Here is a 24,372-nt window from a genome sequence, read left to right as displayed (position 1 = left end):
CCTTTTGTATCTATCCCACGATTACTTTTTTGCAAACTGATTGTTCATAGTATACCTGAAATCACACATATGTCAAGCATCCGCGCCATCCTCCTGCTCCGGCCCGGTCCCTTCGTTTCCACAGCTTTCCATTTCTGAAACCTGCTCCCAGAAATCCTTAAGCGATGCCTCCACCGTCCCGATCGTGCACGTTTTTACAGACGACCACTCACGCGGAAAAAGCATCCGGTATTCCCGGTTCATGAAACGTTCATCCATAAGCAGGATCACGCCGATATCTTCCCGGGTCCTGATCACGCGGCCTGCCGCCTGGAGCACCTTGTTCATGCCAGGATAACGATAAGCATAATCAAAGCCCGGCTCCCCTTTCTCGTCATAATATTCTTTCAGGATCTCTCTTTCGCAACCGATCTGCGGAATCCCTGTTCCGACAACCGCCACGCCGATCAACCTGTCACCGATCAGATCGATCCCTTCCGAAAAAATCCCTCCCATGACGCAGAAGCCAAGAAGTGTTTTTTCACCCTGCGCCTGAAATTCTCTGAGGAATTCTTCCCGCTCCCGTTCATTCATTGAAGCCTGCTGACAGATGCAGTCCACCCAGTCAGCCGAAAATTCCTCCTGATAAACTTCAAACACATCTTCCATCAGTTTATAGGACGGAAAAAAGATCATATAATTTCCTTTTTTCTTCCAGGACATCCGCGCAATGTATTCTGCAATCCTGCGGTATTCTTCATACCCTCTTCTGGTGTATCTGCTGCTGACATCGCGGCACAGGAGAAGGCATCTTTTTTCTTCCTCAAAAGGAGAATTTACATACATGCCGAAATTTTCATTTCTGGTACTCAGCATCTTCCTGTAGTAAGCAAGCGGCAGAAGTGTTGCCGAAAAAAATACCGTGCTGACTCCACGGTCCAGGCATCTCTGCAGATTTGCCGCCGGATTTACACAAAACAGTTTCATACGGAACTTTCCGTCTTCATCCGTCGAAACATACGTCACATAATTTTCATCCACCAGTTCTGCAATGTTCAGGAAATCCCGTACCGCAAAATAAAATTCCAGGATTCCATCCACGAATTCCTGTGACGGCGGTTCTTCCAAAAGTTTGTCCATCTCTCCCTGAATACTCAGAAGCGTCACAGGAAGTGTCCCCGCATTTTCCAGCACCTGCCAGGAGGAACTGCTTTCTTCCTTCAGTACTTCCAGTTGTTTTGCAGCTTTGCCAAGCATACGATACAGTCTGCTACTGTGTGCTCTTACGAATCTGCGGGTGCTTTCTATCTCTTCTTTGCACAGGGAAGCACTGTACATTTCTCTTCCACGGTCCACCAGATTGTGTGCTTCATCGATCAGGAAGAGATATTTTCCTTTTATATTTTCCCCGAAAAACCGTTTCAGATAAACATTTGGATCAAACACATAATTATAATCACAGACGATCCCGTCCATCCACACTGCCAGGTCAAGTGTTATCTCAAATGGACAGACACTGTATTTCTCTGCCTGTGCAAGAATCGTCTCACGGTCAAAAGCTTCTTCTTTCGTCCACAGTTCATAGACGGCATCGTTTATCCTGTCATAATGCCCCTTCGCATAAGGACATTTCTGCGGGTCACAGTCCATCTCATCACAGAAGCACATTTTTTCTTTTGCTGTGATCGTGATAGATTTGAAGTGCAGACCTTTCCCGCGGAGAATTGAAAATGCATCCTCTGCCACAGTCCGCGTGATCGTCCTGGCCGTCAGATAAAAGACCGTCTCGCCTTTTCCCTGTCCCACAGCACGGACTGCCGGAAAGATTGCAGACATCGTCTTACCGATCCCGGTCGGAGCCTGGATAAAAATCTGCGCCTCTTCTGAGATCGCATGGTAAACTCCGGCAACCATTTCTCTCTGCCCTTTGCGGTATGGAAACGGGAATTCCAGAGTTTCCATGGATGCATTTCTCTCTTTTCGCCAGGCGAGCTGATAAGAGACCCATTTATAGTACTCATCTGTCAGATCCTGATACCATTTCTCCAGTTTTTCTCTGGCGATCGTTTCCCGGAATCTCCGGATTTCCTCCGTATCAAGCTGACCATATGTCATCTGGATATCAATCCTTTCCAGATCATGGGCTTCCATATAGATCCAGCCATAACAGAGTGCCTGTGCACGATGGATCTGCACCGGTTCTTCCAGACTGTCAAGACTTTTGTAAATTCCTTTGATCTCATCGATACAAACAGTTTCGTTCTCTGCAAAAATACCGTCAGCTCTTCCCTCTACACACAGGATCAGATCTTCATATTCACTTTCTTTTTTGAGCGGAACTTCTGCCTGATAGGTGCTGCCCATCTGTTTCTGGATCTTTCGGTGAAAGCGGCTGCCCTTGAGCATGGCTTCTTTGTCTGCTGCCGTTCCGCTCCTGCTTGTCAGATCACCGCTTCTCAAAATAAATTCTACCAGATTTCGAACTGAAATACGGATTACCGGTTTTTCCATCCTGCTTTCTCTCCTGCTTCCCATACATTCAAAAAGGCACATATCCTTTCTCTGAATATGTGCCCGCTCCTGCCAAACTTCTGATACAGTTATGCTACTGCAAATTTGTCCATAACTTTATTGAATTTCTGGCTCTCTCCATAACATCTGACTGTCAGTTCCCGTGTAAGGTCCATGCTCAGGATTCCCAGAAGAGACTTGGCATCAATGATGATACGGTTATAAGAAATATCAATATCAAAGCTGCATTTTGCTGCCTCGTTCACAAATTCCTGTACATCTTCTGTCGCGTTTAATTTAATCTGTCTTGTAATCATATAATTCCTCCTCGTGTTCTGACTCAAGTGCAAAAAGACCCGGTTTCCCGGATCTTTTTATTTATTAGATCTGTGTCAGAACAAAAATGTCGTAAATTGCCTTCAATGCTGTCTCAAAATCTCTGTTTTCAACACCGATGATGATATTCAGCTCACTGGATCCCTGGTCGATCATCTTTACATTGACATGTGCATGTGCCAGAGCTGCAAATACACGCGCTGCAGTTCCTCTCTGGGACTTCATACCACGGCCTACGACTGCGATCAGCGCAAGGTCAGATTCCATCTCCACGAAATCAGGCTGTACTGCTCTGTGGATTCCGGCGATCACCTGCTGTTCTTTTTCTTCAAATTCGTCCTGATGAACATAGATCGTCATGGTATCAATACCGGACGGTACATGCTCAAAGCTGATTCCCTGGTCTTCAAATACCTGGAGAACCTTTCTTCCGAAACCAACTTCGCTGTTCATCATGGATTTCTCAATATTGATAGAGCAGAATCCCTTCTTACCTGCGATACCTGTGATCACATATTTCGGTTTACGGCATGTGCTCTCTACGATAAAGGTTCCTTTATCCTCCGGACGGTTGGTGTTACGGATGTTGATCGGGATTCCCTCTTTACGGACAGGGAAGATCGCATCCTCATGAAGAACAGTTGCACCCATGTAGGAAAGCTCTCTCAGCTCACGGTATGTGATGGTCTCGATCACTGCCGGATTATCCACGATCCTCGGATCTGTTACCAGGAAACCGGAAACATCTGTCCAGTTCTCGTAGATGTCTGCATGGATCGCTTTGGCTACAAGAGAACCTGTAACATCAGATCCACCTCTGGAGAAAGTCTTGACAGTTCCGTCTTCCATACCACCATAGAATCCCGGAATAACTGCCTTTTCGCATTTCTGAAGACGTTTTGCAAGAAGTTTGTCTGTCTTGTCTGCATCAAAGTTTCCGTTCTTGTCAAAACGGATCACAGTTGCGGCATCTACGAATTCATATCCGAGATATGCAGCCATCACTTTACCATTCAGAAACTCTCCTCGGGATGCTGCGTACTCTGCGCCTGCCTGTGCTTTGAAATCAGCTTCGATCTGACGGAACTCTTCCTCGAGGGAAAGCTCAATCTTCAGACCCTTGATGATCTCATAAAAACGTTCTTTGATCTCGTTGAGGATACCTGTAAAGTCAGCACCTGCTGCGGCCTTGTCATAGCATGCATACAAAAGATCTGTTACCTTGGTGTCTCCCGAGTATCTCTTACCCGGTGCAGACGGAACCACATAACGTCTGCTCTCCTCGCTTCTGATGATATCCCCTACTTTTTTGAACTGTTCTGCGTTCGCAAGGGAGCTTCCTCCAAATTTCACAACTTTTTTCATAATAATTCTCACCCTTCTGTGTTCCTCTAAAACTAAAAAGTGCTAAAAGCTGTTTTATATTGTATTGAAAAACAGAAAGTTTTGCAAGTATTTCTTACGAATATTGACGAAAAATCCTGAAAAAATTATTATGCACAGTACTCACGGAGAATACTTTCAAGAGCAGATGCACTGCTTGTGTGGCATCTACATACCGGGATAGATTTTCTTTTTGCTTCTTCAACTGCACAGTTTACCATCTTATGAGACACCGTACTGGTAAACAGGATCATAAGATCCGGCGCGCCGATCTTTTTCTTCATGGCACCTTTTTCTTTAGCAAAAACTTTCGCTTTACATCCGAATCCTTTGCAGATATCTTCATACTGACATACCATTCTTTCATTTCCACCTACGATCACAATACTCATATTCTCACCTCTTATTTTGTTATTCTAAACTAACTTCATATTTTAAAAGAAAGCGGCTCATTGCGTCCGCTTTATGTTTTCAGTTTCTTTTGGTTAGCTCATGCTAACTATCTAAGAGCATAGTACCATAGATTCCTTTGTTTGTCAAAGGATTTTTCATTTTAATTTTATCACATCACAAACGTAAAGTATTTCTTCTCTGACTTTGAAGTGCACATCGTTCTCTCCATAGGCGATCCCGTAGACTCTCTCCGGGTTCTTCTGGTATCTCGGACGCGGGTCATTGGCGAGCACTTCTATCAGTGCCTCCCTCTGTGATTCCGGGATCTTTTGCAGCAGTTCTTCTGGAAATTCCACTTTAAGGATATGTTCTTCGATATGGTCTGTGAAGCCGCCTTTTGCTTCCGGATGGCTGTCCACATAGGGAAGGTACGGTTTGATATCGTAGATCGGCGTTCCATCCATCAGATCCGCCCCTGAGATGTGCAGGACCGTACCAAGATCCGAATGATATTCAATCTCTTCCAGGCGGACTGATGAGAGTCCCAGACTGTTGGGGCGGAATGGGGATCTGGTCGCAAACACGCCCATTCTTGTATTTCCTCCAAGTCTTGGCGGGCGTACTGTCGGAGACCAGTTCTCGCGTACTGCCTCCGAAAACTGCCAGATGAGCCAGATATAATCGTAATCTTCCAGACCACGGAATGCCTCCGTTACCCGGTATTCCGGCTCAAACACGATCGTTGCCTTTAATGCACTCAGCCGGTTGCTCTGATGTGGGATTCCAAACTTTGTCGGAAAATCATTGTGGATCCTTGCAATGATCTTCATATTATTTTGTTCTGACATGTATTTTTCCTCTGTATTTTCTCTGTAAAAAATAAACAGCAGCCCGGCTGCCATAAGTACTGCCGGGCCGCTGTATGTATTTTAGCTTATCCGATTTCAGCGGTCAATGATTTCTATTTCTGTATCGTCTTTGGCATCCAGATTGTTGATGTATTTCCTGGTCTCTGCCACGATCACATTCGAAAGGAGCAGGACCGCCACAAGGTTTGGAAGTGCCATCAGCGCATTCAGGATATCCGCGATCGTCCATACCAGGTTCAGAGAAATGACCGGTGCGATCACTGCCACTGCGATGTAAAGGACTCTGTACGGGATCAGGCCTTTTTTTCCTGCAAAATATTCTACGCAGCGTTCTCCGTAGTATGCCCATCCAAGAACCGTAGAATACGCAAAAGAAATAATTCCAATTACAAGGATCACCGGACCGAGGACCGGAATCTGCTGGAATGCCAGTGTTGTCAGGACACCTCCGTTTGTGATCTCTCCCATGTCAATCGCCGGATTTTTCATGATGCTTGTGACAAGCACCAGTCCTGTCATCAGACATACGACAACGGTATCCCAGAAAGTACCTGTGCTGGATACAAGGGCCTGACGCACCGGATTTCGTGTCTGTGCCGCTGCTGCTGCGATCGGAGCAGAACCCATACCGGATTCATTGGAAAAAAGTCCTCGTGCGATTCCATACTGCATTGCCATCATGATACCACGGCCAACCAGGCCGCCTGCTGCAGCTCCCGGTGTAAATGCCAGTTTACAGATCGTTGTCACTGCCGGGATAATAAAATCATAATTGATACACAGGATCACAAAACAGCCAAGTACATAAAAAGCTGCCATGAACGGAACCAGTTTCTCACATACATTTGCGATAGATTTGATCCCGCCAAAAATAACAAGTGCTGTCAGTACTGCAACGACGATTCCAACTACAAACGGTGGAATACTCAAGTTTTCCTGACAGACCGTCGCGATCGCATTGACCTGCGTGGCACAGCCGATCCCAAAAGATGCAAAGCCGCCAAAGACAGCAAAGATCATTCCAAACCACTTCATATTCAGTCCACGTTCCAGCGCATACATCGCACCGCCCTGCATACGTCCGTCCTTCGTTTTTACACGGTATTTTACAGCGATCAGAGATTCACTGTACTTCGTTGCGATCCCAAAAACGCCGGTAAGCCAGCACCACAGGACTGCACCCGGACCTCCCAGTGCGATCGCGGTTCCCACACCGATGATGTTTCCTGTTCCGATCGTGGATGCCAGGGCTGTCGTCAGTGCGCCAAACTGGCTGACCTCGCCTTCTCCGTCAGGATCTTTTGTCACAGATAAGCGGATCGCGGTGCCGATCTTTCTCTGGATGACTCCTGTACGGATCGTCATAAAAATGTGGGTTCCCAGGAGCAGAAGGATCATCCACCAGCCCCATACCCAGGTGTCGATCTGATTGATCATGTTTTCAACTGCACTATACATCTCTCGTCCTCCCTTGTCGTTTTTTGTGTGAAGGAACTTCTGACTGTTCAGATAAAACAAAAGGGCGCACAGACATTCTTATGTCTGTACACCCTTGTACTTTCCTTTTCACTGTTTCAGTGTCACACTTATGTGTTTTATTATACTGAATCCCAGTCCTTTTTGCAACTGGCTTTTATCTTTAATGGTCAGAATTTTAAATCCTCCGAAAAAAGCTCTCTTACCTTTTTTCTTCTTCCATCCATTCTTTCAGTGCCTTCATACGGACTCTGGCATCCATCATTCCCCTCTCGTAGACACTCTGGATCACATCGAGATCTGTCTCCATACGGCTGATCTCAAGCTTTTCAGATGGCTGGATCACAAAAACTTCTCCCGCCTCTTCCAGACGGTGGATCTCCTTTAATGACTGATTGTAGACACTATGACGCTCTTTGAGTGCCTCGGCAAATTCCGGGTATTTATGGTATCTCAGCTCTGCCATCTTTGCATTCTGTGGCTTCTTTACATAGCCTTTGTGCTGTGTGAGGATTACAACATTTTTCTCAAAACCCATCCTGCGAAATGCTTCCAACGGAATACTGTCTGTACAGCCGCCGTCCAGAAGCTTCATTCCCTGATAATCTACAAGTTTCGACACATATGGCATGGATGCGGATGCGCGCAGGACATCAATCTGGTTCAGCATATCTGTGATCTTTATGTATTCTGCCTTCCCTGTCTCTACATTGGAGCAGGTCGCATAAAACTCTGTATCTGATTTCAGAAATGCCTCATAATCATACGGATCAAGTCTTTCCGGAATATCATGATAGCATAACTGTTTTCCAACCACTTCCCCTGTATGGACCAGGTTCCACATACTCATAAAATGCTTATCATTCCTGTATTTCTTAAAATAACGGATGCTTCTGCCCTTCTGTCCCGAAACGAAAGAACAGCCATGGAGTGCCCCGGCAGACACTCCGATCACTCCGTCAAAATGCAGCCCCTGCTCCATAAATACATCCAAAACGCCGGCTGTATAAATGCCGCGCATTGCTCCACCTTCCAAAACCAGTCCTGTCTTCATCACTGTTGCCTCACCTTTCTGTCTTCCAGCAGTTTACTATTGTATCATATGCTTCCCTGAAACTGATACCCGCCTTCCCTGCAAGTGCTGATGCACTGTCATATTCAGGATAGCATCTCTCTTTTCCATTCGGAAGTGTACAGATCTTTACCTGTGCCTCGCCTATGGAAGTCCGGATCTTCTCTGCACGGCGTTTCAGGATCGTCCGTTCCAGTTCGCTCCGTCTGATGCCGATCGTCGTTGTCTCTGTAAAAAGGATCTCCTCCATTCTGGAGATCTTGTCTTTTTTGCAGAGGACCACCAGCTCATATGCCGGTCTGTTTTTCTTCATAAAGACCGGTGTATAATGAACTTCTCTCGCACCATTCTCCAGAAGGATCTGCATCACATGTCCCATTGCTTCGCCGCTGCAGTCGTCAATGTCTGTTTCCAGCCGCCAGATATGATCTGACTCCTGTTTTTCTGCCTCAACCGACCGGATCAGCATTGCTCTTAGGATTCCCGGGCAGCGATACTGGCGTTTGCCTGCTCCGAGCCCTGTTGCAAGGATCTCAAAATCTTCCGGAAGTTTCTCAGAAGTCCGGACTGCCGCTACGACTGCTGCTCCTGTCGGAGTGACCAGTTCTCCTTCGATATCTGTGATCTTAAGTTTGAGATGATTTGCCTGTGCCACATTTACAACAGCCGGAACCGGAACCGGGATCTGACCGTGCTGACAGCGGATAAAACCTGTTCCGTCATAAAGTACCGGCACAACCACATCTGTGACATCCAGATCATCCAGGCAGACTGCGATCGATACAATGTCCACGATGGAATCCACTGCTCCAACCTCGTGGAAATGCACTTCCTCCACCGGTACGCCGTGAGCTTTTGATTCCGCTTCTGCCAGAATCTCAAAAATCCTGAGAGCCGTCTGTTTCGCTCTGGTGCTGATCGAAGAACCTTCGATGATCTCCCTGATCTCCTTCATTCCACGATGTTCATGTCCGTGTTTATGGACATGTGAATGTTCCTCATCAGAGTGTCCATGCAGATATTCCATATCATGATCGTGATTATCCTGATCCAGAATCACGGAGAAATCACAGGCATCGAGCCCAGACTTCACAACCCTTGAAACTTCTGTACGGAATCCCTGAACCGGAAGACCTGATAATGCCGCTTCCAGATGCTTCTGATCTGCACCAAGATCCAGAAGTGCCGCCACGGTCATGTCACCGCTGATTCCGGAATAACATTCCAAATATAAAGTTTTTCCCATAATATCTCCCATTAGTTACTGTTCCTGATTTTCTCTGACTGCAAGGCGGTTGATCTGCGTTGCAATGTAACCTGCCCCGTAGCCATTGTCGATATTTACCACCGCAATCCCGTTCGCGCAGGAATTGATCATCGTCAGAAGTGCGGAAAGTCCATGCATGCTCGCTCCGTATCCCACAGAAGTCGGGACTGCGATCACCGGCTTATCCACCAGACCTCCGAGAACACTCGCAAGCGCTCCCTCCATTCCGGCAACTGCAACCACACAGTTTGCCTCCTGGATCACTTCCAGTCTGGAAAAAAGTCTGTGGATCCCACTCACACCCACATCAAAGATACGCTCTACGTGAGTTCCGAAGTATTCTGCAGTCTGTGCAGCTTCCTCTGCAACCGGGATATCGGCTGTACCTGCGGTACAGACTGCGATCTTGCCGATGTGCTCTTTGTGCTTCTTTTCGATCTTGATGATGTGTGACAGATCATCGTATTCCACACCCGGAAGAAGATCTTTCACCAGCTCATACTGATGTCTGGACGCTCTCGTTCCAAAAACTTCTCCGTTGTCCTCATATAACTTCTGAAAAATATGGACAAAATGCTCATCTGCCTTGCCGCTGCAAAAGATCACTTCCGGGAATCCGGAGCGAACCTCTCTGTGGGAATCCAGCTTCGCATAGCCTCCCATTTTCTCAAATGGTTCTTTTCGAAAGTAATGTTCTGCCTCTTCTAAAGTGATCTCGTTTTTTTTGAATCGGGTCAATATTTCTCTTGCTTCCAAAAAATGCATCCTCCCCGTCTGTTACTTTATGTGATACAAAATCATGCCACCCTTTTTGTCATATCCGGTGTCCCAGAGTTCCTTCAGAGAAAACCATTTGTATTCCCCATAGGAAACTGCCTTCACCATAAGATCATCCTCTGTTTCTTCATAACCTGCAAGGATAAACCAGTGCCATATGTAATCCTCCAGATGTCCGTTCTTGTTCTGGTGTTTCAGCATCAGATATGGGATCGGGCTGTCGCTGTCGATCTGCCTTATGACAGCCTCTCTTGCTTCTTCATAAGCATGTGTCCCATGAAAAGCCTCCATCATAAGATTCTCCTCATGTACATCCTTCAGATATTCTCCAAAACCTTCCATATATAATTCCAGGGTATCGATCCCGTTCGGCCTTGGACAGAGATAATGCTTCATGATATATGCAAAATCATGGTACTCTTCCCATGTGATCTCTTCGAGTTTATGCGGATAAAGTTTCTTCTTATCCGCTCTTCGGGCAAAATAAATACAGCTCTCACAAGCTGCCACTGCTCCACATCCTCCGTCTCTCATTGATACCTCTGGAAAAAGATCCTGATTTCCCCCATAGGATTCTTCTACAAAGAAGTAATCCAGTTCATTCTTCTTATGTACTCCGGTCTGTATCACCGTTTCTCCCCCCTCTGTCGTCAGTATCAAACTGATACTATGCAAGTAACTATACCATATTTTACATTAAAATTAAACACTGTTTTTTCCAGAAAAATCCGGAAGAATGTTAAACACTCTTCCGGATATCCACGATCCACTCTCTTATGAATAAGAAGTAAAGCCAAGATCCTTCGCTGTCATCTGCACATTCGCGAGGAATACATCAAATGCCCCCATCGTTCTTTTCAGAACAGCATTTGACTGCTTCTGGAAAAAGTCATTTGCTGTTTTATCGTTTGTTGCATATTTGAATACATATCCTGTATTTGCAGTATGTCTGGACGGATTCAGATTTGAATATGTCACATATGCTTTTTCACCTTTAATATAAGCAAATACAGCCTGTGCAATATCTGTTCTCTGGCAGTTAAAGCTCATCGTGATCCCACGGTAATTTTCTCCCGTGGTGTCGAGAAATTCAATATATGTAGCTTCTATCAGATCATCTTTTTTGTTATAGGCTACAAGGACCGCCGAATTCGAAAAATCCTGTTCCACTTCATAATTTCCATCATCATTGATCTCACCATTCTGCTGGATATATTTTTTGAGTTTTGTGTAATTCTTGGTCCATTTATTGGATACAGGAGTATTTTTTACCGTTACTGTACAGTTAAATTTCTTTCCTCCAAGAGTTGCCGTTATCGTTGCTTTACCTGCTTTTTTCGCAAGAACCCTGCCATTTCGGTATACCCAGGCAGTCTTTGTATCACTGGATTTCCACTGTGGAACCAGTTTCGTTCCATTGATCTTGAGAGTATCATATTTTCCCACATACAACGTCATACTTGTCTTATTAAGTTTCAGACTATTGAGTCCTGCAATTGTCGTCAGACCGTTTCTGTCATATCCACTCCACACAAGGCTTCCATTAATTCTCCTGTATGCACGAACTGTGTACGTATACTGAACGCCCGTAGTTACACGTACATCCTGATAAGTTGTTGTCTGATATCCAGAAAAATTACGCACTGCCTGCCATTTTCCTCCGTCCGTCTTTCTGTAAACACGATAACCGTTTACACCTTTTACCGTGCTCCATTTCAGCACGATTTTGTTTGTGCCATAAGGCTTTGCTGAAAGCAGTTTCGGTGCTGTTACTTTCACTGCCGCCTGTACTTCCTTCACGCCATAACTTCCCGGAAATACCACTGGAACTGCCAGTGCCAGCATCATAAATGTAATTATGCCAAATAATCTTTTTTTGAATTTTTTCATATTCTGATACCTCCCTTCTTACCTTCACTTTACTATACAATTGACAGTTATTCAATCCAAATCTGCAATATTCTTATGCATTCTTTCCAACCCGCAGATTTTCTGTTATACTTAATCTCAAATCAAACATTATGGAGGTTTTTTGTATGATCCACACACTTGAAAATGACCAGCTCCGTGTAAAGATCGCCGATCACGGTGCTGAGCTGTCAGAAATCTACGATAAAACAAACGACCATCAGGTACTCTGGAATGCTGATCCGGCCTACTGGAAACGCCATGCTCCGGTGCTTTTCCCGAATGTTGGACGCTATTATGAAGATCACTGTCTGATAAACGGTAACTCCTACACATCCGGTCAGCACGGATTTGCCCGCGATATGGAATTCACCTGCACGGACAAAACCGATACATCCGTTACTCATCTGCTGGAATCCACCGCAGAAACTCAGAAGATCTGGCCATATGCTTTCCAGCTTTCTATCACACATACGCTCAATGGTCGTGACCTGACTGTTTCATGGAAAGTCGTAAACAAAGATCAGGAAACCATGTATTTCACGATCGGTGCTCATCCTGCATTTAATGTGCCTGTACTTTCTGATACCATTCGGAGTCAGTATCACCTTACCTTCAATGGAGAAAAAGAACTGACCTACTGCCTGCTTGACCCAGAGTACGGTACTGCCATTCCTGACAAGACCTACACCCTTCCTCTTGAAAATAATTCCTGCACGATCGATGAGCACATGTTTGACCACGATGCTCTGGTCTTTGACAACGGTCAGATCACTAAAGCCGGTATCGCCCTTCCGGATGGAACTCCTTATGTAGAGATCAGCTGCGAGGGATTCCCAAACTTCGGTATCTGGTCCGCTGTCGGTGCTCCGTTTGTCTGCCTGGAACCATGGATGGGACGCTGCGATAATATAGGATATAACGGAGAACTGTCCGATAAACCGGGCATCAATATACTTGATCCTGCCAAAACATTTGAGAAGTCTTATGTAATCTCAGTTAAATAATGCCCCTGCATTTATAACTTAAAAAGGGAAATCCCCCGCCGCCTGCACTTTCTGCAGTTGCGACGGGGGACTTCCCTCTTTTTATGTCTTTTGTTCTTTTTATTTTTTGATATCGTCTGTGCGGATTGCGAACTGTACCAGTCCTATGTCCTTATTGTCTGCTGAGACGAAAGATACCGGTGTGTAATCGCTTCCTGAGATCTTGTCAAACATTTCATCAATCTCATCATCGATCTGCTGGTCAATGTCAGATGTCTTATCTTTGGATTCCACTGTTCCGTCCTTCAGTTCTGCAGCTCCGTCATCCAGTTTTTTCAGGCCGTCTGTAAGTTCACTGCTTCCGGATTTAAGGGAATCTGCTCCGCTCTTGAGTGACTGGATTCCACTGGCTGCACTTCCGATTCCTCCGGTAAGCTGGCTTGCTCCGGATACCAGGCTGGAGGCACCGTTTCTTAAGGAAAGAGATGCGACCGATAACTGATTTGCACCTTCAAGAAGGCTGGAGTCATTCTTTGTAAGTTTCGTAAATCCTGCATTCAGCTGTTTCATTCCTTTTGCAACTTCCGGAAGATCTTTTGTCGCTGCCTGAAGCAATGAAGCGTCGTTCCCTGCACATACGGAATCGCGAGGTTGATCCAGATGGACAGCTCGATCACCAGTGTCAGGATCACCGGAAGTGTGATCGACTTGAAGTTAAACAGAAGGATTGCAAATACAAACGCGATCGCCAGGGTATTGACCCTGCTGTTATCCTCTGTGATCGTTTCTTTCAGATCCCTGGTACTTGCCAGGTCGCCTGCGATCCTGGCCTCATCGCCATAATATTTCTCGCAGATTTTATAAACTTCGTTCAGTTTTTCTGTCCATCCTTCTTCGGATTCCTCAGTGCTTATAGTCACTACAAAACGGCTGTAATTCTCTGAATAAAGCTGTGAAAGTGAATCCGACGGAACAAAGCCGTCCGGGATCGTTGAACCTACACTGTCTACATAGGAAATGACAGAAGTCACATTTTCATTGTCTTTTAATTCTTCACTCAATGCACTTTCTTTGCTTGTATCCCCTTTCGGCACCATGATGACGAGAGGGTTGGACGCGCCATATTCCTCTTCAACGCTCAGGAGGTCGCGTCCCATCTGAGTGGCATCCGTGCTGTAAATACGGCTGCCGCCATAGAGGAAAGAGTTTCCCCCCTGTGCAATGAAGCACGGAACCGCAATCACCACTGCAATAAGAAATGCAGGTATGCGGAGTTTCATAACAGTGCCGGCAAACTTATGAAAGTCCGGAAAAAAGGCCTTATGCTGAGTCTTATCGATCAGTTTATAAGTACTGATCCTGTTGACTGTTTTACTGCCGCCACCATAGCGTCCTGGACATCCTTGCCTTCTGCTCTGTTTTCGGCAAATCTGTGAAGAAGGAAGATGGAATAGTCCATGGAAACTGCAAGCTGCAGAACACTTCCCGCTGCATTGGTAACGAAAGAAATCTCTCCAAACAGCAGGTTTGTTCCTCTGTTCAGCATGATTGCGATACCGATTGTGATCATAAAAAGTACTGGTTCAAACCATGAATTCGTTGTCAGAAGCAGTACGATAAATGTCACCGGAAGGACAAACAGCATGATCTTCTGGATATCTGACGAGGTGTGGAACGGTGACAATGCATCTGTGACTGCTGTTCCTGACATAGAATTGTCATCCCCGATAATGTCACGGATCTCATCAACTGCTGCCTTTTTTTCTGTTTCATCGTCAACTACCGTGATGGAATACAGGGCATCGGAATCTTTGTACCACTCATCGATCGTATCCTGGTCTGCATTTTCCAGTGGTTCATAGATGTCCACCACATCATCCAGCCAGTTGACCTCGTCTACTCCGTCGACCTGCTCCAGTTTCTTCTTATAATCCAGTGCCTGCGGGATCGTCACATCGTGGATGACTACTCTCATATTTGGTACAGGCTGGCTGTATTCTTCAAAGGGAAAAAATCGAAGTGTACAGCGCACACAGGCACTGCTCAAAGACGGGCTTACAGAGCTGATGCAGACCAAACCGGTACAGAATATCACAGTCCGTGAACTGACAGACTATGTCAATCTGAACCGTGGAACCTTTTATCTGCATTACAGGGATATCCAGGATCTTCTGGAGCACCTGGAAAATGATATACTGGATGAATTTATCGAAATCACCAACGCCCACCAGCCACAGGATATGAAGGGTAAACCTTTCCCTCTGATCTGTGACCTGTATAAATTTCTAGAAAAAAACTCCGATTTCGTAAAACTTGTTCTGGTCAATAACCAGGAACAGAATTTTATGAATCGGATCAAGGAGATTATCCGGGAACGCTGCGTGAATGACTGGGACGAGATTTTTGCCAATGCAGATCCCAGGCTGAGCGAGATCTACTCTTCCTACGTCCTCTCCGGCTGTATCGGCATCATTGAAAACTGGATCCGAAATGGCACCCGCCAGAGCCCGGAGGAACTCGCACGCTATACGGAGGATATTATGCTAAATGGGTTGAATATACTGAAATAGATGTATTATGTTACTATTCACAGGTAGTATCCCGCGAGGCGTTTTGCCATGAATATGGCAAAATCCCGAGACATACAGGGCAAAATGCCATCCCCTAAGGTGATTTGGAATGCATTTTGACCAAGTTACTGTGAACGGAGTGAACAGTAACTGTATTATCACTCCGTTCACGGTAACTTGAGTATCCAGACACAAATTTGCTTGTGCATAATATATAATAGAAGTATACTTAATATAAATACTACTCTCTAAGGAGGATTCAAGATGAAAAAGAAGAAACTAATCTGCGGTCTTTTATCTGCATCCATGGTACTTACAATAGGCGGTCTTATCTCTGTTTATGCTGCGGACACCGAAACCCTTGCTGATTATCCGGAATATAAAGAAATCGTGCAGAAATATTATGACGGTGCTTCTGCCGCATGGAATATCAGCCAGTTTCAGGAAAATAATCTCTGTTATCTGGCAGGATATTATTCAGATATCAATAAACTCGGATATTTTCTTCAGGATATTGATAATAATGGTACCGCAGAACTGTTTATAGGTGCCATTGACGATGGCACTGACAGTTATGAGGGAATGTTTTTTGATATGTACACCCTTGTTAACGGAAGGCTTTCTCTGGTCACTACCAGCGGTGAACGCGACAGATATTATCTGTGCAAAGACAACACTATAGCCAATGAAGCTTCCGGCAGTGCTTTTCTGTCCCTGTACCATTATTATACTTATACTGACGGACAGCTGAACTTAAAAGAATCCGTGGTCTATGATGAAGAAAGAAATCCGCAGAATCCGTGGTTCTTCAGCACAACAGCTTCAACTGAGTATAATGCAGATGAATTTACTTCTATTTCAGAAGCAGATGCAGCTTCTATCAAGAATAAGTATGAATATGCGGAACTTCCGTTTATTTCACTGGCAGATATGAAATAGTCAAAATTATTCACATAAAAAGCCCCCACAAATCGTTTTCTCACGTTTTGTGGGGGCTTCTTAGTATATTATAATTATCAGTTCTGCTCTACAATATGTCTTGCTACGTAAATACCACTTGCGGATGCGTGGGACAGGGAGTGGGTGACGCCACTTCCGTCTCCGATCACGTACAGACCTTTGTGGCAGCTTTCGAGGTTGTCGTCGATCTCAACTTCCATGTTGTAGAATTTAACTTCCACGCCGTACAGAAGGGTATCATCGTTTGCAGTTCCCGGAGCTACTTTGTCCAGGGCGTAGATCATTTCGATGATGCCGTCCAGGATACGTTTCGGAAGTACGAGGCTTAAGTCTCCAGGTGTTGCTGTGAGAGTCGGTGTTACGAGGCCTTCCTCAACACGTTTCACGGTACTTCTACGTCCGCGGACAAGGTCGCCGAAACGCTGTACGATAACACCGCCGCCAAGCATGTTGGAAAGTCTTGCGATGCTTTCGCCGTATCCATTGCTGTCCTTAAATGGCTCGGAGAAATGTTTGGAAACAAGAAGTGCGAAGTTGGTGTTATCGGTCTTTTTCTCATCACCCTCATAGCTATGTCCGTTTACAGTGATGATGCCGTTGGTATTTTCGTTTACTACGATTCCGTTCGGGTTCATGCAGAAAGTACGGACGTTATCTTCGAATTTCTCTGTACGGTAGACGATCTTGCTCTCATACAGTTCATCTGTCAGATGTGAAAAGATAACTGCCGGAAGTTCCACGCGGACACCGATATCCACACGGTTGGATTTGGTCGGGATGTTCAGATCTTTACAGACAGTCTCCATCCATTTGCTTCCGCTTCGTCCTACGGAAACGATACATTTCTTACAGTCGTAAGTTCCTTTTTCGCAGATCACACGGTAACCGTCTTCCAGGATCTCCAGTTTCTGTACCGGTGTGTCGAAGTAGAAATCTACATGATCTTTCATTGCATTGTACAGGTTCTCAAGAACGATATAATTGATATCCGTTCCCAGATGACGTACAGATGCATCCAGAAGGTTCAGTTTGTTCTGCAGGCAGAGTTTCTTAAACTTGGTTCCTGCTGTGGAATAAAGCTTAGTTCCCTGACCACCGTATTCCATGTTGATATCATCAACATATTTCATCAGCTCGATTGCCTGGCTTTTACCGATATGCTCATACAGAGTTCCACCGAAATCGTTGGTGATGTTATATTTTCCATCAGAGAATGCACCTGCACCGCCAAAGCCGCACATGATAGAACATCTCTTACAGTTGATACAGTTCTTTATCTTCTTGCCGTCGATCGGGCATTTTCTCTTCTCAAGGGAGTATCCCTCTTCAAAAACTGCCACTTTGCAGTCCGGCTTTTCTTTCATTAATTCATACGCTGCAAAAATTCCTCCAGGACCAGCGCCGATAATGATTACATCATAGTTCATGCCTTATCCTCCTTGTAAGCATTACTTCCCTTTTTGTTTATATCCCTCATCCATATACAGCAGAACCCACAGTCCTGTTGCATAAAAAAAGCTGTCGCAGAATTTCTCGTGACGGATCCTGTCACTTCCATTCATTACGGCAGTTGGAAAAATGGTTACTGTAATCTTTAACGTTAATCATATTCCTAATCTATACTACAGGATTGCCATCGCTTTGTCAAGTGTTGTTTTTGTATGAAAATCAGATGTTTTTCCGTAAAACACAAAAACACTGCCATTTTCAGACAGTGCTTCCGCTTAATTTAAAAGAAAGATAAAGAAATTCAGATAACCTGCAAAAGTCAGCCATACAAGATACGGGATCATCAGGTATCCTGCGTTCCTGGAGATATCCGAAAATCCTTTCGTGCAGAGGTACACCAGATACCACAGAAGCACAAGCCATACAAATGCAAAGAAATACCATCCTGCATTAAAGAAAAATACCGGCCACAGGAAATTTACTGCAAGCTGCACTCCATACAAGAACAGTGCTCTGTTTCTCTTTTCTGTTTTCGGCGAAATTGCCACAAGGTAAGATGCTGTTCCCATCATGGCAAACAGTCCTGTCCATACCACAGGAAATACCCAGCCCGGCGGTGTCAGAGGCGGCTGTTTTAATTTTTCAAACGTATCCATGCTTCCCTGCGTAAGAAATCCCGAAACCGCCCCAACTCCCAGCGGCACCGCCAGCGCGGTCAGCAGAGTTTTTGTTTTTTTCTTCAAAAAAATTCCTCCTGTTCTCATCATCACTGTCTAGTGTATGAAGAACAGAAGGAATTATGCGTTTCCAAAATTTTATTTACATTTTATGCTTCTCTGCTTTGAAGAATGCTTTGGTTTCTTTCGCAACGACTCCGCTCAGTGCGAACAGTGCGATCATATTCGGGATTGCCATCAGACCATTGAAGATATCTGCGATAGTCCATACAGCACTTACTGTCATGTATGGTCCGATGAATACTGCAAAAATATATAACCAGCGGTATACGATGATCTTCGTCTTGTGTCCGTTTGTCAGGTATTCGAGACAACGTTCACTGTAATAATCCCATCCAAGGATTGTTGTAAATGCGAAGAATACGAGGCAGAGCATCAGTACAAACGCTGTGAACTTGGCCGGAAGCGGAAGTCCATGCTGGAATGCATAGGTAGTAACCTGTACACCCTCGATTCCCTCTACCTGCCATGCACCTGTCAGGACGATGGAAAGTCCTGTCATGGTACAGATCAGGATCGTATCAATAAAAGTACCTGTCATGCTGACAAGACCCTGACGTACCGGCTCTTTTGTCTGCGCTGCTGCTGCCGCGATCGGAGCGCTACCAAGACCTGCTTCGTTGGAAAAGATTCCTCGTGCAACACCTTTCTGCATTGCTACGATCATAGAACCAACAACACCACCTGTCACTGCTTTAGGATTAAATGCCGCTGTAACAACAGTTACGATTGCATTCGGGATCTCTGTAATGTTGCAGATGATCAGGGCAACGCTGAAGATGATATAAATTACTGCCATAAACGGCACGATAATCTGGCTGACTGCTGCAATTCGTTTTACTCCTCCGATCAGGATCGCTGCTACGCAAAATGCAAGGATCAGAGAAGAAACAACAACTGCTACGGAATACTGTCCCAGGAATGGGATATTGATGCAGTTTGTCTTGTCCGGATCAAAGAAGTTCTGTACAGCACTTGAAATACCATTTACCTGGCTGAATGTACCGATACCAAAAAGACCTACACAGACACCAAAGAATGCAAAGATCTTACCAAGCCATTTCCATTTCGCTCCCATACCTTTCTCAATATAGTAGAATGGTCCGCCAAGACTGTGTCCGTCTTCTGCAACCACACGGTATTTTACCGCCAGAAGACCTTCAGAATATTTGGTTGCCATTCCGAAGAATGCTGCCACGATCATCCAGAAAAGTGCTCCCGGACCTCCGGCACAGACTGCTGTTGCAACACCTACGATATTACCGGTACCGATTGTTGCACTCAATGCTGTACACAGAGCTGCAAAACTGGAGATCTCACCGTCTCCCTCTTCTTCATTCTTAAACATCCATTTCAGTGCCAATGGAAGGCGGCGTACCTGAAGCAGCCCAAGTCTGCTGGTAAGAAGAACACCACCGGCTATGATCAGTACCATAAGCGGCACGCCCCAGACTTTGTCATCCACTGCAACTAAGAAATTGTTGATTGCTTCCCACATCTCAAAAAGTTCTCCTTCTGTATGTATTTTTCAGCATCATAAAAAGGGAATAAAGATAAAGAATCGTTCTCAGATAGACTGGTAAGAATCTAATAATATCAGACAATAAAAAATAGATAAAAATCAAAAAATAGAATTCAGGATGTAATTAGGTCATAGCATCCTCTGTCCTTTTGCCTGAGAGATTCAAGACGCTTGCGCGTCGCTTGCACCTTCGGCCCCTGTAATAAAACAGGCGTCTCCAGAGAAACGATCCATTTGCAGTTTGTGTCCGATATTACGGATACCTGAGAGTTTTACTCCTTCGGTGGGCATGCGCCTCTTTCCTGCAAACTTCTCCTCGTTATTGCTGTTACTGCGTTATACTATAGTGCTAAATCATAAAAAAGTCAAGAGGGAAAAAATATTCTTCCCTCTTGACTTTTTTTGGCGTTTTTTGATGTTTTATTTCGGGCTGACGATCTTACCTGCGATCGCACATGCTGCTGCCGTCTTTGGAGATGCCAGATAGATTTCTACCTTGGAAGTTCCCATACGGCCAAGGAAGTTACGGTTGTTTGTCGCCACAACACTCTCTCCGTCTGTCAGGATACCGCCTGCACGTCCACAGCACAGTCCGCATCCCGGATGTGTGATCATTGCACCTGCTTCTGCCAGAGTGTCCAGAATACCAAGCTCAATCGCCTGTCTGTAGATCTTGCGGCTTGCCGGTGTCACGATCAGTTTTACATAGTCAGCAACTTTTTTGCCCTTGAGGACTTCCGCTGCTGCTGCGAGATCCTCCAGACGGCCATTTGTACAGGAACCGATGAATACCTGATCAATCTCAGTTCCCTCAAGAGTGCTGACGTCACGGATCTTGTCTACCTGTGACGGGCATGCCATGACCGGAACAAGGTCCTCTGCACGGTAAGTTACAGTCTTGATGTATTTTGCGTCCTCATCGCCGACAAGGCTCTTCTGGAAATCGTTCAGTTCAATCTCACAGTATTCTGCTGTCTTTTCATCTGGTGTGAAGAGAGCACATTTTGCACCAGCTTCGATTGCCATGTTTGACATGGTCATTCGGCTTGCCACGGACATATTCTTTACTGCACTTCCTGTGAATTCCAGTGCACGGTAAGTAGCGCCATCTGCACCGAGATCACCGATCAGACGCAGGATCACATCCTTGGACATCACGTTCTCCGGAAGCTCTCCCTCGATCACAACTTTAATGGTCTCCGGAACTTTGATCCACATGGTTCCTGTTCCGAGGATACTTGCCATCTCTGTATATCCGATACCGGAAGAAAATGCGCCGACACATCCATAAGTAGTTGTATGGCTGTCTGTACCAAATACGATATTACCAGGTTTTACATAGCCTGCCTCTGTCATCAGCTGGTGGCAGATTCCGTCGCTTCTGTGCACGTTTTTCATTCCGTATTTTTCTGCAAAAGCATCTCCTGTATGGAAATGTCTGGTATCATCAAGCTGGCTTGCCGGAACAAGGTGATCATAGATCAGAACTACCTTATCCGGATCCCATAATTTCTTGAATCCCATTTCTTCAAATTTATCCGCAACAAACGGAATAAAAATATCATGGATCATCACTCTGTCTACATTGACTGTTACGATATCGCCAGGTTTTACGGCATGACCCACATTGTTTCTGATAATCTTTTCGATAACTGTTTCGCCCATCTGCTTCTCCTCCTTAGTCCAGTCCATTCAGTTTACGCATGGCTTTTACAAGTCCGCCGGCCTGGATGATGCTCATCAGGTTCTCCGGCAGAGAAGCGATCGGGTACTGTTTTCCATCATAGTCAACATGTTCATTCATCACAACGTTCACGGTATCTCCCTCTTTGATATCATCGTGAAGATCCGGCTGCTCGATCAGCAGAAGTCCGTTGTTGATGGAGTTCCTGAAGAAAATTCTTGCAAAAGATTTTGCAATGACGCACTGAACGCCCAGTGCTTTGATGATCTCCGGTGCCTGCTCTCTGGAAGAACCGCAGCCGAAGTTTTTGCCGGCAACAATGATGTCGCCTTTCTGGATCTGTCCAGCCAGTTCCGGACGGAGCGGACTGAATCCATACTGTTTCATATCGTCGATTGTTTTGAGTGCCAGATACTCGGTCGGGATGATGATATCGGTATCAATGTCATCGCCAAGTACCCATACTTTACCTGTAAACTTTTCCATAATCTATGTATTCCTCACTGAATATATTGTAGGTGTTTCTGTTGTACTTTATCAGATTTCAGATGGCAGTGCGATTTTTCCTGCGATTGCAGATGCTGTAACAGTCGCTGCGGATCCAAGATATACTTTGGAACTTGGATGTCCTGCACGTCCTTTGAAGTTACGCGTTCCTGTACTGATCAGGACTTCGTTTTCACCGATAACACCCTGGCAGCTTCCCCAGCATACACTGCAGTTCGGGTTCATAACGATCGCACCTGCTTCCATGAAAATGTCGATCAGGCCTTCTTTTAATGCCTGACGGTAAATTGTCTGGCTTGCCGGAACAACGAGGAAACGTACCTTGTCAGATACTTTCTTTCCTTTGATGATCTCGGCACCTACGCGCAGATCTTCGATACGTCCGTTGTTGCAGGAGCCAAGGAATGCTTCGTTGATCTCGATTCCACATGCTTCTTCTGCCGGAACAACATTGTCTACAAAATCCGGTTTTGCGACTACCGGGCGGACTTTGCTGAGGTCAAAAGTATATTCTCTTACGTATTTTGCATCCGGATCACTGTGGAATACAGCTTTTGGCTCACGTCCATGTTCTTTGAGGTATTCCATGGCTTTTTCGTCTGCTTCAAAGATACCGGTCTTTGCACCTGCCTCTACTGCCATGTTGCAGAGAGTCATACGGTCACTGATGCTTAAAGTCTTAGCACCTTCTCCGGTGAATTCCATTACCTGATAGTTGCATCCGTTTGCACCTACTTCACCAATGATGGTAAGGATCAGGTCACGGGCAGTCACACCTTCCGGAAGCTTACCGATGAGGTTGAATTTTACAGATTCCGGAACCAGTACCCAGGAAGTTCCTGTCACCATTCCATAGAGGAAGTCTGTGCATCCGACACCGGTACCGAATGCGCCAAGTGCACCATAAGAACAGGTATGGCTGTCTGCGCCAAAGATCAGTTCACCCGGGCGAACATAATTCTCGATCATAACCTGGTGGCAGACACCCTTGCCTTCCCAGAAATCAATGTTGTTTTCTTTTGCAAAGTCTCTCATCTTCTTCTGGGATGCTGCTGTCTTCGGGCAGTCAGACGGTACGTTGTGGTCAACGATGAAAACGAGTTTCTTTGTATCTGCAATGTGCGGATGGTTCAGCTTGTTTTTGTACATATCTACAGTCAGATGAGTAGTTCCGTCATTGCTCATCAGACGGTCAAGCTGTACCGTATGGATATCGCCAGGTTTGACGCTGTCTACACCGGCTGCTGCTGCGATGATTTTTTCTGCAATTGTCATTCCCATGGTTATTTCTCCTCCTTGTTCAGTGAAGCGATCAGACCGCCCTGATTCAGAATTCCCTGCATATATTCCGGAAGTTTGGTACAGGTATATGTCTTGCCGTTTGCAACTGCTGTACCGTCGGACATATGAAGTTCCATGGTATCTCCGGTCTGTACATCATCCGGAAGATCTTTACAGACGATTGCCGGAAGCCCGATGTTGATCGCATTTCTGAAAAAAATTCTTGCGAAGGATTTGGCGATGACTGCCTGTACACCAAGTGCTTTGAGGACGCCCGGTGCCTGCTCTCTGGAAGAACCACAGCCGAAGTTCTCGCCGCCTACTACGAAATCTCCTGGTTTTACTTTCTTTGCAAAATCAGGATCTAATGATTCAAATGCATGACCTTTCATCTCATCCAGGTTCGGCAGAAGCAGATACTGGGATGCAATGATCTGGTCTGTATCAAGGTCATTATGAAATTTAAAAATTGTACCTTTTTCCATAATAATGATTCCTTTCCATGTATAACTATTCATTTTCTCTCTATTCTACCACAAAATCCACCATTAGCAAAATGGATATTTATAAGAATTATGCATTCGATGCGAAACATTATAAAAAAGCCTGGCCTTCATCTCATGTTCTATCGTGAAAGCCAGACTTTTTAAATTAACTTGTTGTGCTAGATAAAATAAAATATAAAGAAACTTCAACAAAATGTGC

The 24,372-nt window shown here is 45.3% G+C and carries 24 protein-coding genes and 1 riboswitch; of the genes, 3 read left to right on the top strand and 21 right to left on the bottom strand.

Translation table 11 applies throughout. From position 1 onward, the window contains the following. Positions 1 to 72: 72 nt before the first annotated feature. The 11 genes from DWX28_RS13475 to DWX28_RS13425 form a co-directional block, all read right to left on the bottom strand. Positions 73 to 2,490: an ATP-dependent DNA helicase gene (locus DWX28_RS13475; protein WP_118253020.1), complete on the bottom strand. Its 2,418-nt coding sequence runs from the start codon at positions 2,488 to 2,490 to the stop codon at positions 73 to 75. Positions 2,491 to 2,579: 89 nt separating this feature from the next. Beyond that, positions 2,580 to 2,807 carry an HPr family phosphocarrier protein gene (locus tag DWX28_RS13470; RefSeq protein WP_022214693.1) on the bottom strand — a complete coding sequence of 76 codons (228 nt, stop codon included), beginning with the start codon at positions 2,805 to 2,807 and terminating at the stop codon, positions 2,580 to 2,582. A gap of 64 nt (positions 2,808 to 2,871) precedes the next feature. Continuing rightward, a complete protein-coding gene (locus DWX28_RS13465) occupies positions 2,872 to 4,191 on the bottom strand; it encodes an aspartate kinase (RefSeq protein ID WP_118253017.1) in 1,320 nt (439 codons plus the stop codon). Between the two features lie 128 nt (positions 4,192 to 4,319). After that, the gene (locus DWX28_RS13460; RefSeq protein ID WP_022214691.1) at positions 4,320 to 4,601 is read right to left on the bottom strand and encodes a DUF2325 domain-containing protein; all 282 of its coding nucleotides are present in this window, start codon (positions 4,599 to 4,601) and stop codon (positions 4,320 to 4,322) included. A 156-nt stretch (positions 4,602 to 4,757) separates the two neighbouring features. Next, positions 4,758 to 5,450 (bottom strand): tRNA (N6-threonylcarbamoyladenosine(37)-N6)-methyltransferase TrmO, encoded by a 693-nt coding sequence (gene tsaA, locus DWX28_RS13455; RefSeq protein WP_022214690.1) that lies wholly within the window; start codon positions 5,448 to 5,450, stop codon positions 4,758 to 4,760. Positions 5,451 to 5,546: 96 nt separating this feature from the next. Then, positions 5,547 to 6,929: an alanine/glycine:cation symporter family protein gene (locus tag DWX28_RS13450; protein WP_118253015.1), complete on the bottom strand. Its 1,383-nt coding sequence runs from the start codon at positions 6,927 to 6,929 to the stop codon at positions 5,547 to 5,549. Positions 6,930 to 7,149: 220 nt separating this feature from the next. Then, positions 7,150 to 8,001 (bottom strand): patatin-like phospholipase family protein, encoded by an 852-nt coding sequence (locus tag DWX28_RS13445; protein ID WP_118253012.1) that lies wholly within the window; start codon positions 7,999 to 8,001, stop codon positions 7,150 to 7,152. A 10-nt stretch (positions 8,002 to 8,011) separates the two neighbouring features. Next, positions 8,012 to 9,265 carry a nickel pincer cofactor biosynthesis protein LarC gene (gene larC, locus DWX28_RS13440; protein WP_022214687.1) on the bottom strand — a complete coding sequence of 418 codons (1,254 nt, stop codon included), beginning with the start codon at positions 9,263 to 9,265 and terminating at the stop codon, positions 8,012 to 8,014. Positions 9,266 to 9,280: 15 nt separating this feature from the next. Continuing rightward, complete coding sequence (gene larB, locus DWX28_RS13435) at positions 9,281 to 10,042, bottom strand: nickel pincer cofactor biosynthesis protein LarB (protein ID WP_118253009.1); 762 nt, start codon at positions 10,040 to 10,042, stop codon at positions 9,281 to 9,283. A 21-nt stretch (positions 10,043 to 10,063) separates the two neighbouring features. Beyond that, entirely contained in the window at positions 10,064 to 10,693 is a 630-nt protein-coding gene (locus DWX28_RS13430; RefSeq protein ID WP_243002436.1) for a hypothetical protein, read from the bottom strand. Between the two features lie 144 nt (positions 10,694 to 10,837). After that, positions 10,838 to 11,953, bottom strand: a complete 1,116-nt coding sequence (locus DWX28_RS13425; protein ID WP_118253006.1) for an Ig-like domain-containing protein — start codon at positions 11,951 to 11,953, stop codon at positions 10,838 to 10,840. A gap of 146 nt (positions 11,954 to 12,099) precedes the next feature. Between DWX28_RS13425 and DWX28_RS13420 the strand changes: the two genes are divergently transcribed. Beyond that, positions 12,100 to 12,978, top strand: a complete 879-nt coding sequence (locus DWX28_RS13420) for an aldose 1-epimerase family protein (protein WP_022214683.1) — start codon at positions 12,100 to 12,102, stop codon at positions 12,976 to 12,978. A gap of 99 nt (positions 12,979 to 13,077) precedes the next feature. On the opposite strand, the gene DWX28_RS13415 is transcribed toward DWX28_RS13420, so the two are convergent. Genes DWX28_RS13415 through DWX28_RS13405 form a run of 3 tightly spaced genes read right to left on the bottom strand, consistent with a single transcriptional unit; the run spans position 13,078 to position 14,932 of the window. Continuing rightward, the gene (locus DWX28_RS13415) at positions 13,078 to 13,527 is read right to left on the bottom strand and encodes a hypothetical protein (RefSeq protein WP_022214682.1); all 450 of its coding nucleotides are present in this window, start codon (positions 13,525 to 13,527) and stop codon (positions 13,078 to 13,080) included. After that, positions 13,524 to 14,237, bottom strand: coding sequence for an MMPL family transporter (locus DWX28_RS13410; RefSeq protein ID WP_118253000.1), 714 nt, complete (start codon positions 14,235 to 14,237; stop codon positions 13,524 to 13,526). Before DWX28_RS13410 ends, DWX28_RS13415 begins: the two co-directional genes overlap by 4 nt. 59 nt (positions 14,238 to 14,296) lie before the next feature. Then, positions 14,297 to 14,932, bottom strand: a complete 636-nt coding sequence (locus DWX28_RS13405; protein WP_118252997.1) for an MMPL family transporter — start codon at positions 14,930 to 14,932, stop codon at positions 14,297 to 14,299. On the opposite strand from DWX28_RS13405, the gene DWX28_RS13400 reads away from it, so the two are divergent. After that, positions 14,919 to 15,527 (top strand): TetR/AcrR family transcriptional regulator, encoded by a 609-nt coding sequence (locus DWX28_RS13400; RefSeq protein ID WP_118252994.1) that lies wholly within the window; start codon positions 14,919 to 14,921, stop codon positions 15,525 to 15,527. The two genes, DWX28_RS13405 and DWX28_RS13400, sit on opposite strands and share 14 nt — an antisense overlap. Positions 15,528 to 15,791: 264 nt before the next feature. Then, entirely contained in the window at positions 15,792 to 16,466 is a 675-nt protein-coding gene (locus DWX28_RS13395) for a hypothetical protein (RefSeq protein ID WP_022214678.1), read from the top strand. A 77-nt stretch (positions 16,467 to 16,543) separates the two neighbouring features. Here the strand turns inward: DWX28_RS13395 and DWX28_RS13390 are convergent, their stop codons facing one another. The 7 genes from DWX28_RS13390 to DWX28_RS13360 form a co-directional block, all read right to left on the bottom strand. Continuing rightward, positions 16,544 to 17,914 carry an NAD(P)/FAD-dependent oxidoreductase gene (locus DWX28_RS13390; RefSeq protein ID WP_022214677.1) on the bottom strand — a complete coding sequence of 457 codons (1,371 nt, stop codon included), beginning with the start codon at positions 17,912 to 17,914 and terminating at the stop codon, positions 16,544 to 16,546. 297 nt (positions 17,915 to 18,211) lie between these two features. Further along, positions 18,212 to 18,679, bottom strand: a complete 468-nt coding sequence (locus tag DWX28_RS13385) for a TspO/MBR family protein (protein ID WP_022214676.1) — start codon at positions 18,677 to 18,679, stop codon at positions 18,212 to 18,214. 76 nt (positions 18,680 to 18,755) lie between these two features. Further along, the gene (locus DWX28_RS13380; protein ID WP_022214675.1) at positions 18,756 to 20,171 is read right to left on the bottom strand and encodes an alanine/glycine:cation symporter family protein; all 1,416 of its coding nucleotides are present in this window, start codon (positions 20,169 to 20,171) and stop codon (positions 18,756 to 18,758) included. A gap of 155 nt (positions 20,172 to 20,326) precedes the next feature. Further along, a riboswitch (glycine riboswitch) is annotated at positions 20,327 to 20,426 on the bottom strand. 189 nt (positions 20,427 to 20,615) lie between these two features. After that, positions 20,616 to 21,860: a 3-isopropylmalate dehydratase large subunit gene (locus tag DWX28_RS13375; RefSeq protein WP_118252991.1), complete on the bottom strand. Its 1,245-nt coding sequence runs from the start codon at positions 21,858 to 21,860 to the stop codon at positions 20,616 to 20,618. Positions 21,861 to 21,873: 13 nt separating this feature from the next. Beyond that, on the bottom strand, positions 21,874 to 22,365 hold the full coding sequence (locus DWX28_RS13370) for a LeuD/DmdB family oxidoreductase small subunit (protein ID WP_118252989.1): 492 nt from the start codon (positions 22,363 to 22,365) through the stop codon (positions 21,874 to 21,876). Between the two features lie 51 nt (positions 22,366 to 22,416). Continuing rightward, complete coding sequence (locus DWX28_RS13365) at positions 22,417 to 23,667, bottom strand: 3-isopropylmalate dehydratase large subunit (protein ID WP_118252987.1); 1,251 nt, start codon at positions 23,665 to 23,667, stop codon at positions 22,417 to 22,419. A gap of 2 nt (positions 23,668 to 23,669) precedes the next feature. After that, positions 23,670 to 24,152: a LeuD/DmdB family oxidoreductase small subunit gene (locus tag DWX28_RS13360; RefSeq protein WP_022214671.1), complete on the bottom strand. Its 483-nt coding sequence runs from the start codon at positions 24,150 to 24,152 to the stop codon at positions 23,670 to 23,672. Positions 24,153 to 24,372 lie beyond the last annotated feature (220 nt).

It is taken from the genome of Blautia sp. AF19-10LB, assembly GCF_003461245.1.
In the GTDB taxonomy this organism is placed as follows: domain Bacteria; phylum Bacillota; class Clostridia; order Lachnospirales; family Lachnospiraceae; genus Blautia_A; species Blautia_A intestinihominis.
The sequence above is the reverse complement of the archived record's forward strand: the minus strand, read 5'-3'. Positions and strand labels throughout refer to the sequence as shown.

Bases quoted from the DNA above. Each gene is read 5' to 3' on its own strand.
- DWX28_RS13475 (WP_118253020.1), bottom strand. From the start codon at position 2,490: ATGGAAAAACCGGTAATCCGTATTTCAGTTCGAAATCTGGTAGAATTT.
- DWX28_RS13470 (WP_022214693.1), bottom strand. From the start codon at position 2,807: ATGATTACAAGACAGATTAAATTAAACGCGACAGAAGATGTACAGGAA.
- DWX28_RS13465 (WP_118253017.1), bottom strand. From the start codon at position 4,191: ATGAAAAAAGTTGTGAAATTTGGAGGAAGCTCCCTTGCGAACGCAGAA.
- DWX28_RS13460 (WP_022214691.1), bottom strand. From the start codon at position 4,601: ATGAGTATTGTGATCGTAGGTGGAAATGAAAGAATGGTATGTCAGTAT.
- tsaA (WP_022214690.1), bottom strand. From the start codon at position 5,450: ATGTCAGAACAAAATAATATGAAGATCATTGCAAGGATCCACAATGAT.
- DWX28_RS13450 (WP_118253015.1), bottom strand. From the start codon at position 6,929: ATGTATAGTGCAGTTGAAAACATGATCAATCAGATCGACACCTGGGTA.
- DWX28_RS13445 (WP_118253012.1), bottom strand. From the start codon at position 8,001: ATGAAGACAGGACTGGTTTTGGAAGGTGGAGCAATGCGCGGCATTTAT.
- larC (WP_022214687.1), bottom strand. From the start codon at position 9,265: ATGGGAAAAACTTTATATTTGGAATGTTATTCCGGAATCAGCGGTGAC.
- DWX28_RS13425 (WP_118253006.1), bottom strand. From the start codon at position 11,953: ATGAAAAAATTCAAAAAAAGATTATTTGGCATAATTACATTTATGATG.
- DWX28_RS13420 (WP_022214683.1), top strand. From the start codon at position 12,100: ATGATCCACACACTTGAAAATGACCAGCTCCGTGTAAAGATCGCCGAT.
- DWX28_RS13415 (WP_022214682.1), bottom strand. From the start codon at position 13,527: ATGAAACAGCTGAATGCAGGATTTACGAAACTTACAAAGAATGACTCC.
- DWX28_RS13410 (WP_118253000.1), bottom strand. From the start codon at position 14,237: ATGAAACTCCGCATACCTGCATTTCTTATTGCAGTGGTGATTGCGGTT.
- DWX28_RS13400 (WP_118252994.1), top strand. From the start codon at position 14,919: ATGACTACTCTCATATTTGGTACAGGCTGGCTGTATTCTTCAAAGGGA.
- DWX28_RS13405 (WP_118252997.1), bottom strand. From the start codon at position 14,932: ATGAGAGTAGTCATCCACGATGTGACGATCCCGCAGGCACTGGATTAT.
- DWX28_RS13395 (WP_022214678.1), top strand. From the start codon at position 15,792: ATGAAAAAGAAGAAACTAATCTGCGGTCTTTTATCTGCATCCATGGTA.
- DWX28_RS13390 (WP_022214677.1), bottom strand. From the start codon at position 17,914: ATGAACTATGATGTAATCATTATCGGCGCTGGTCCTGGAGGAATTTTT.
- DWX28_RS13380 (WP_022214675.1), bottom strand. From the start codon at position 20,171: ATGTGGGAAGCAATCAACAATTTCTTAGTTGCAGTGGATGACAAAGTC.
- DWX28_RS13375 (WP_118252991.1), bottom strand. From the start codon at position 21,860: ATGGGCGAAACAGTTATCGAAAAGATTATCAGAAACAATGTGGGTCAT.
- DWX28_RS13370 (WP_118252989.1), bottom strand. From the start codon at position 22,365: ATGGAAAAGTTTACAGGTAAAGTATGGGTACTTGGCGATGACATTGAT.
- DWX28_RS13365 (WP_118252987.1), bottom strand. From the start codon at position 23,667: ATGGGAATGACAATTGCAGAAAAAATCATCGCAGCAGCAGCCGGTGTA.
- DWX28_RS13360 (WP_022214671.1), bottom strand. From the start codon at position 24,152: ATGGAAAAAGGTACAATTTTTAAATTTCATAATGACCTTGATACAGAC.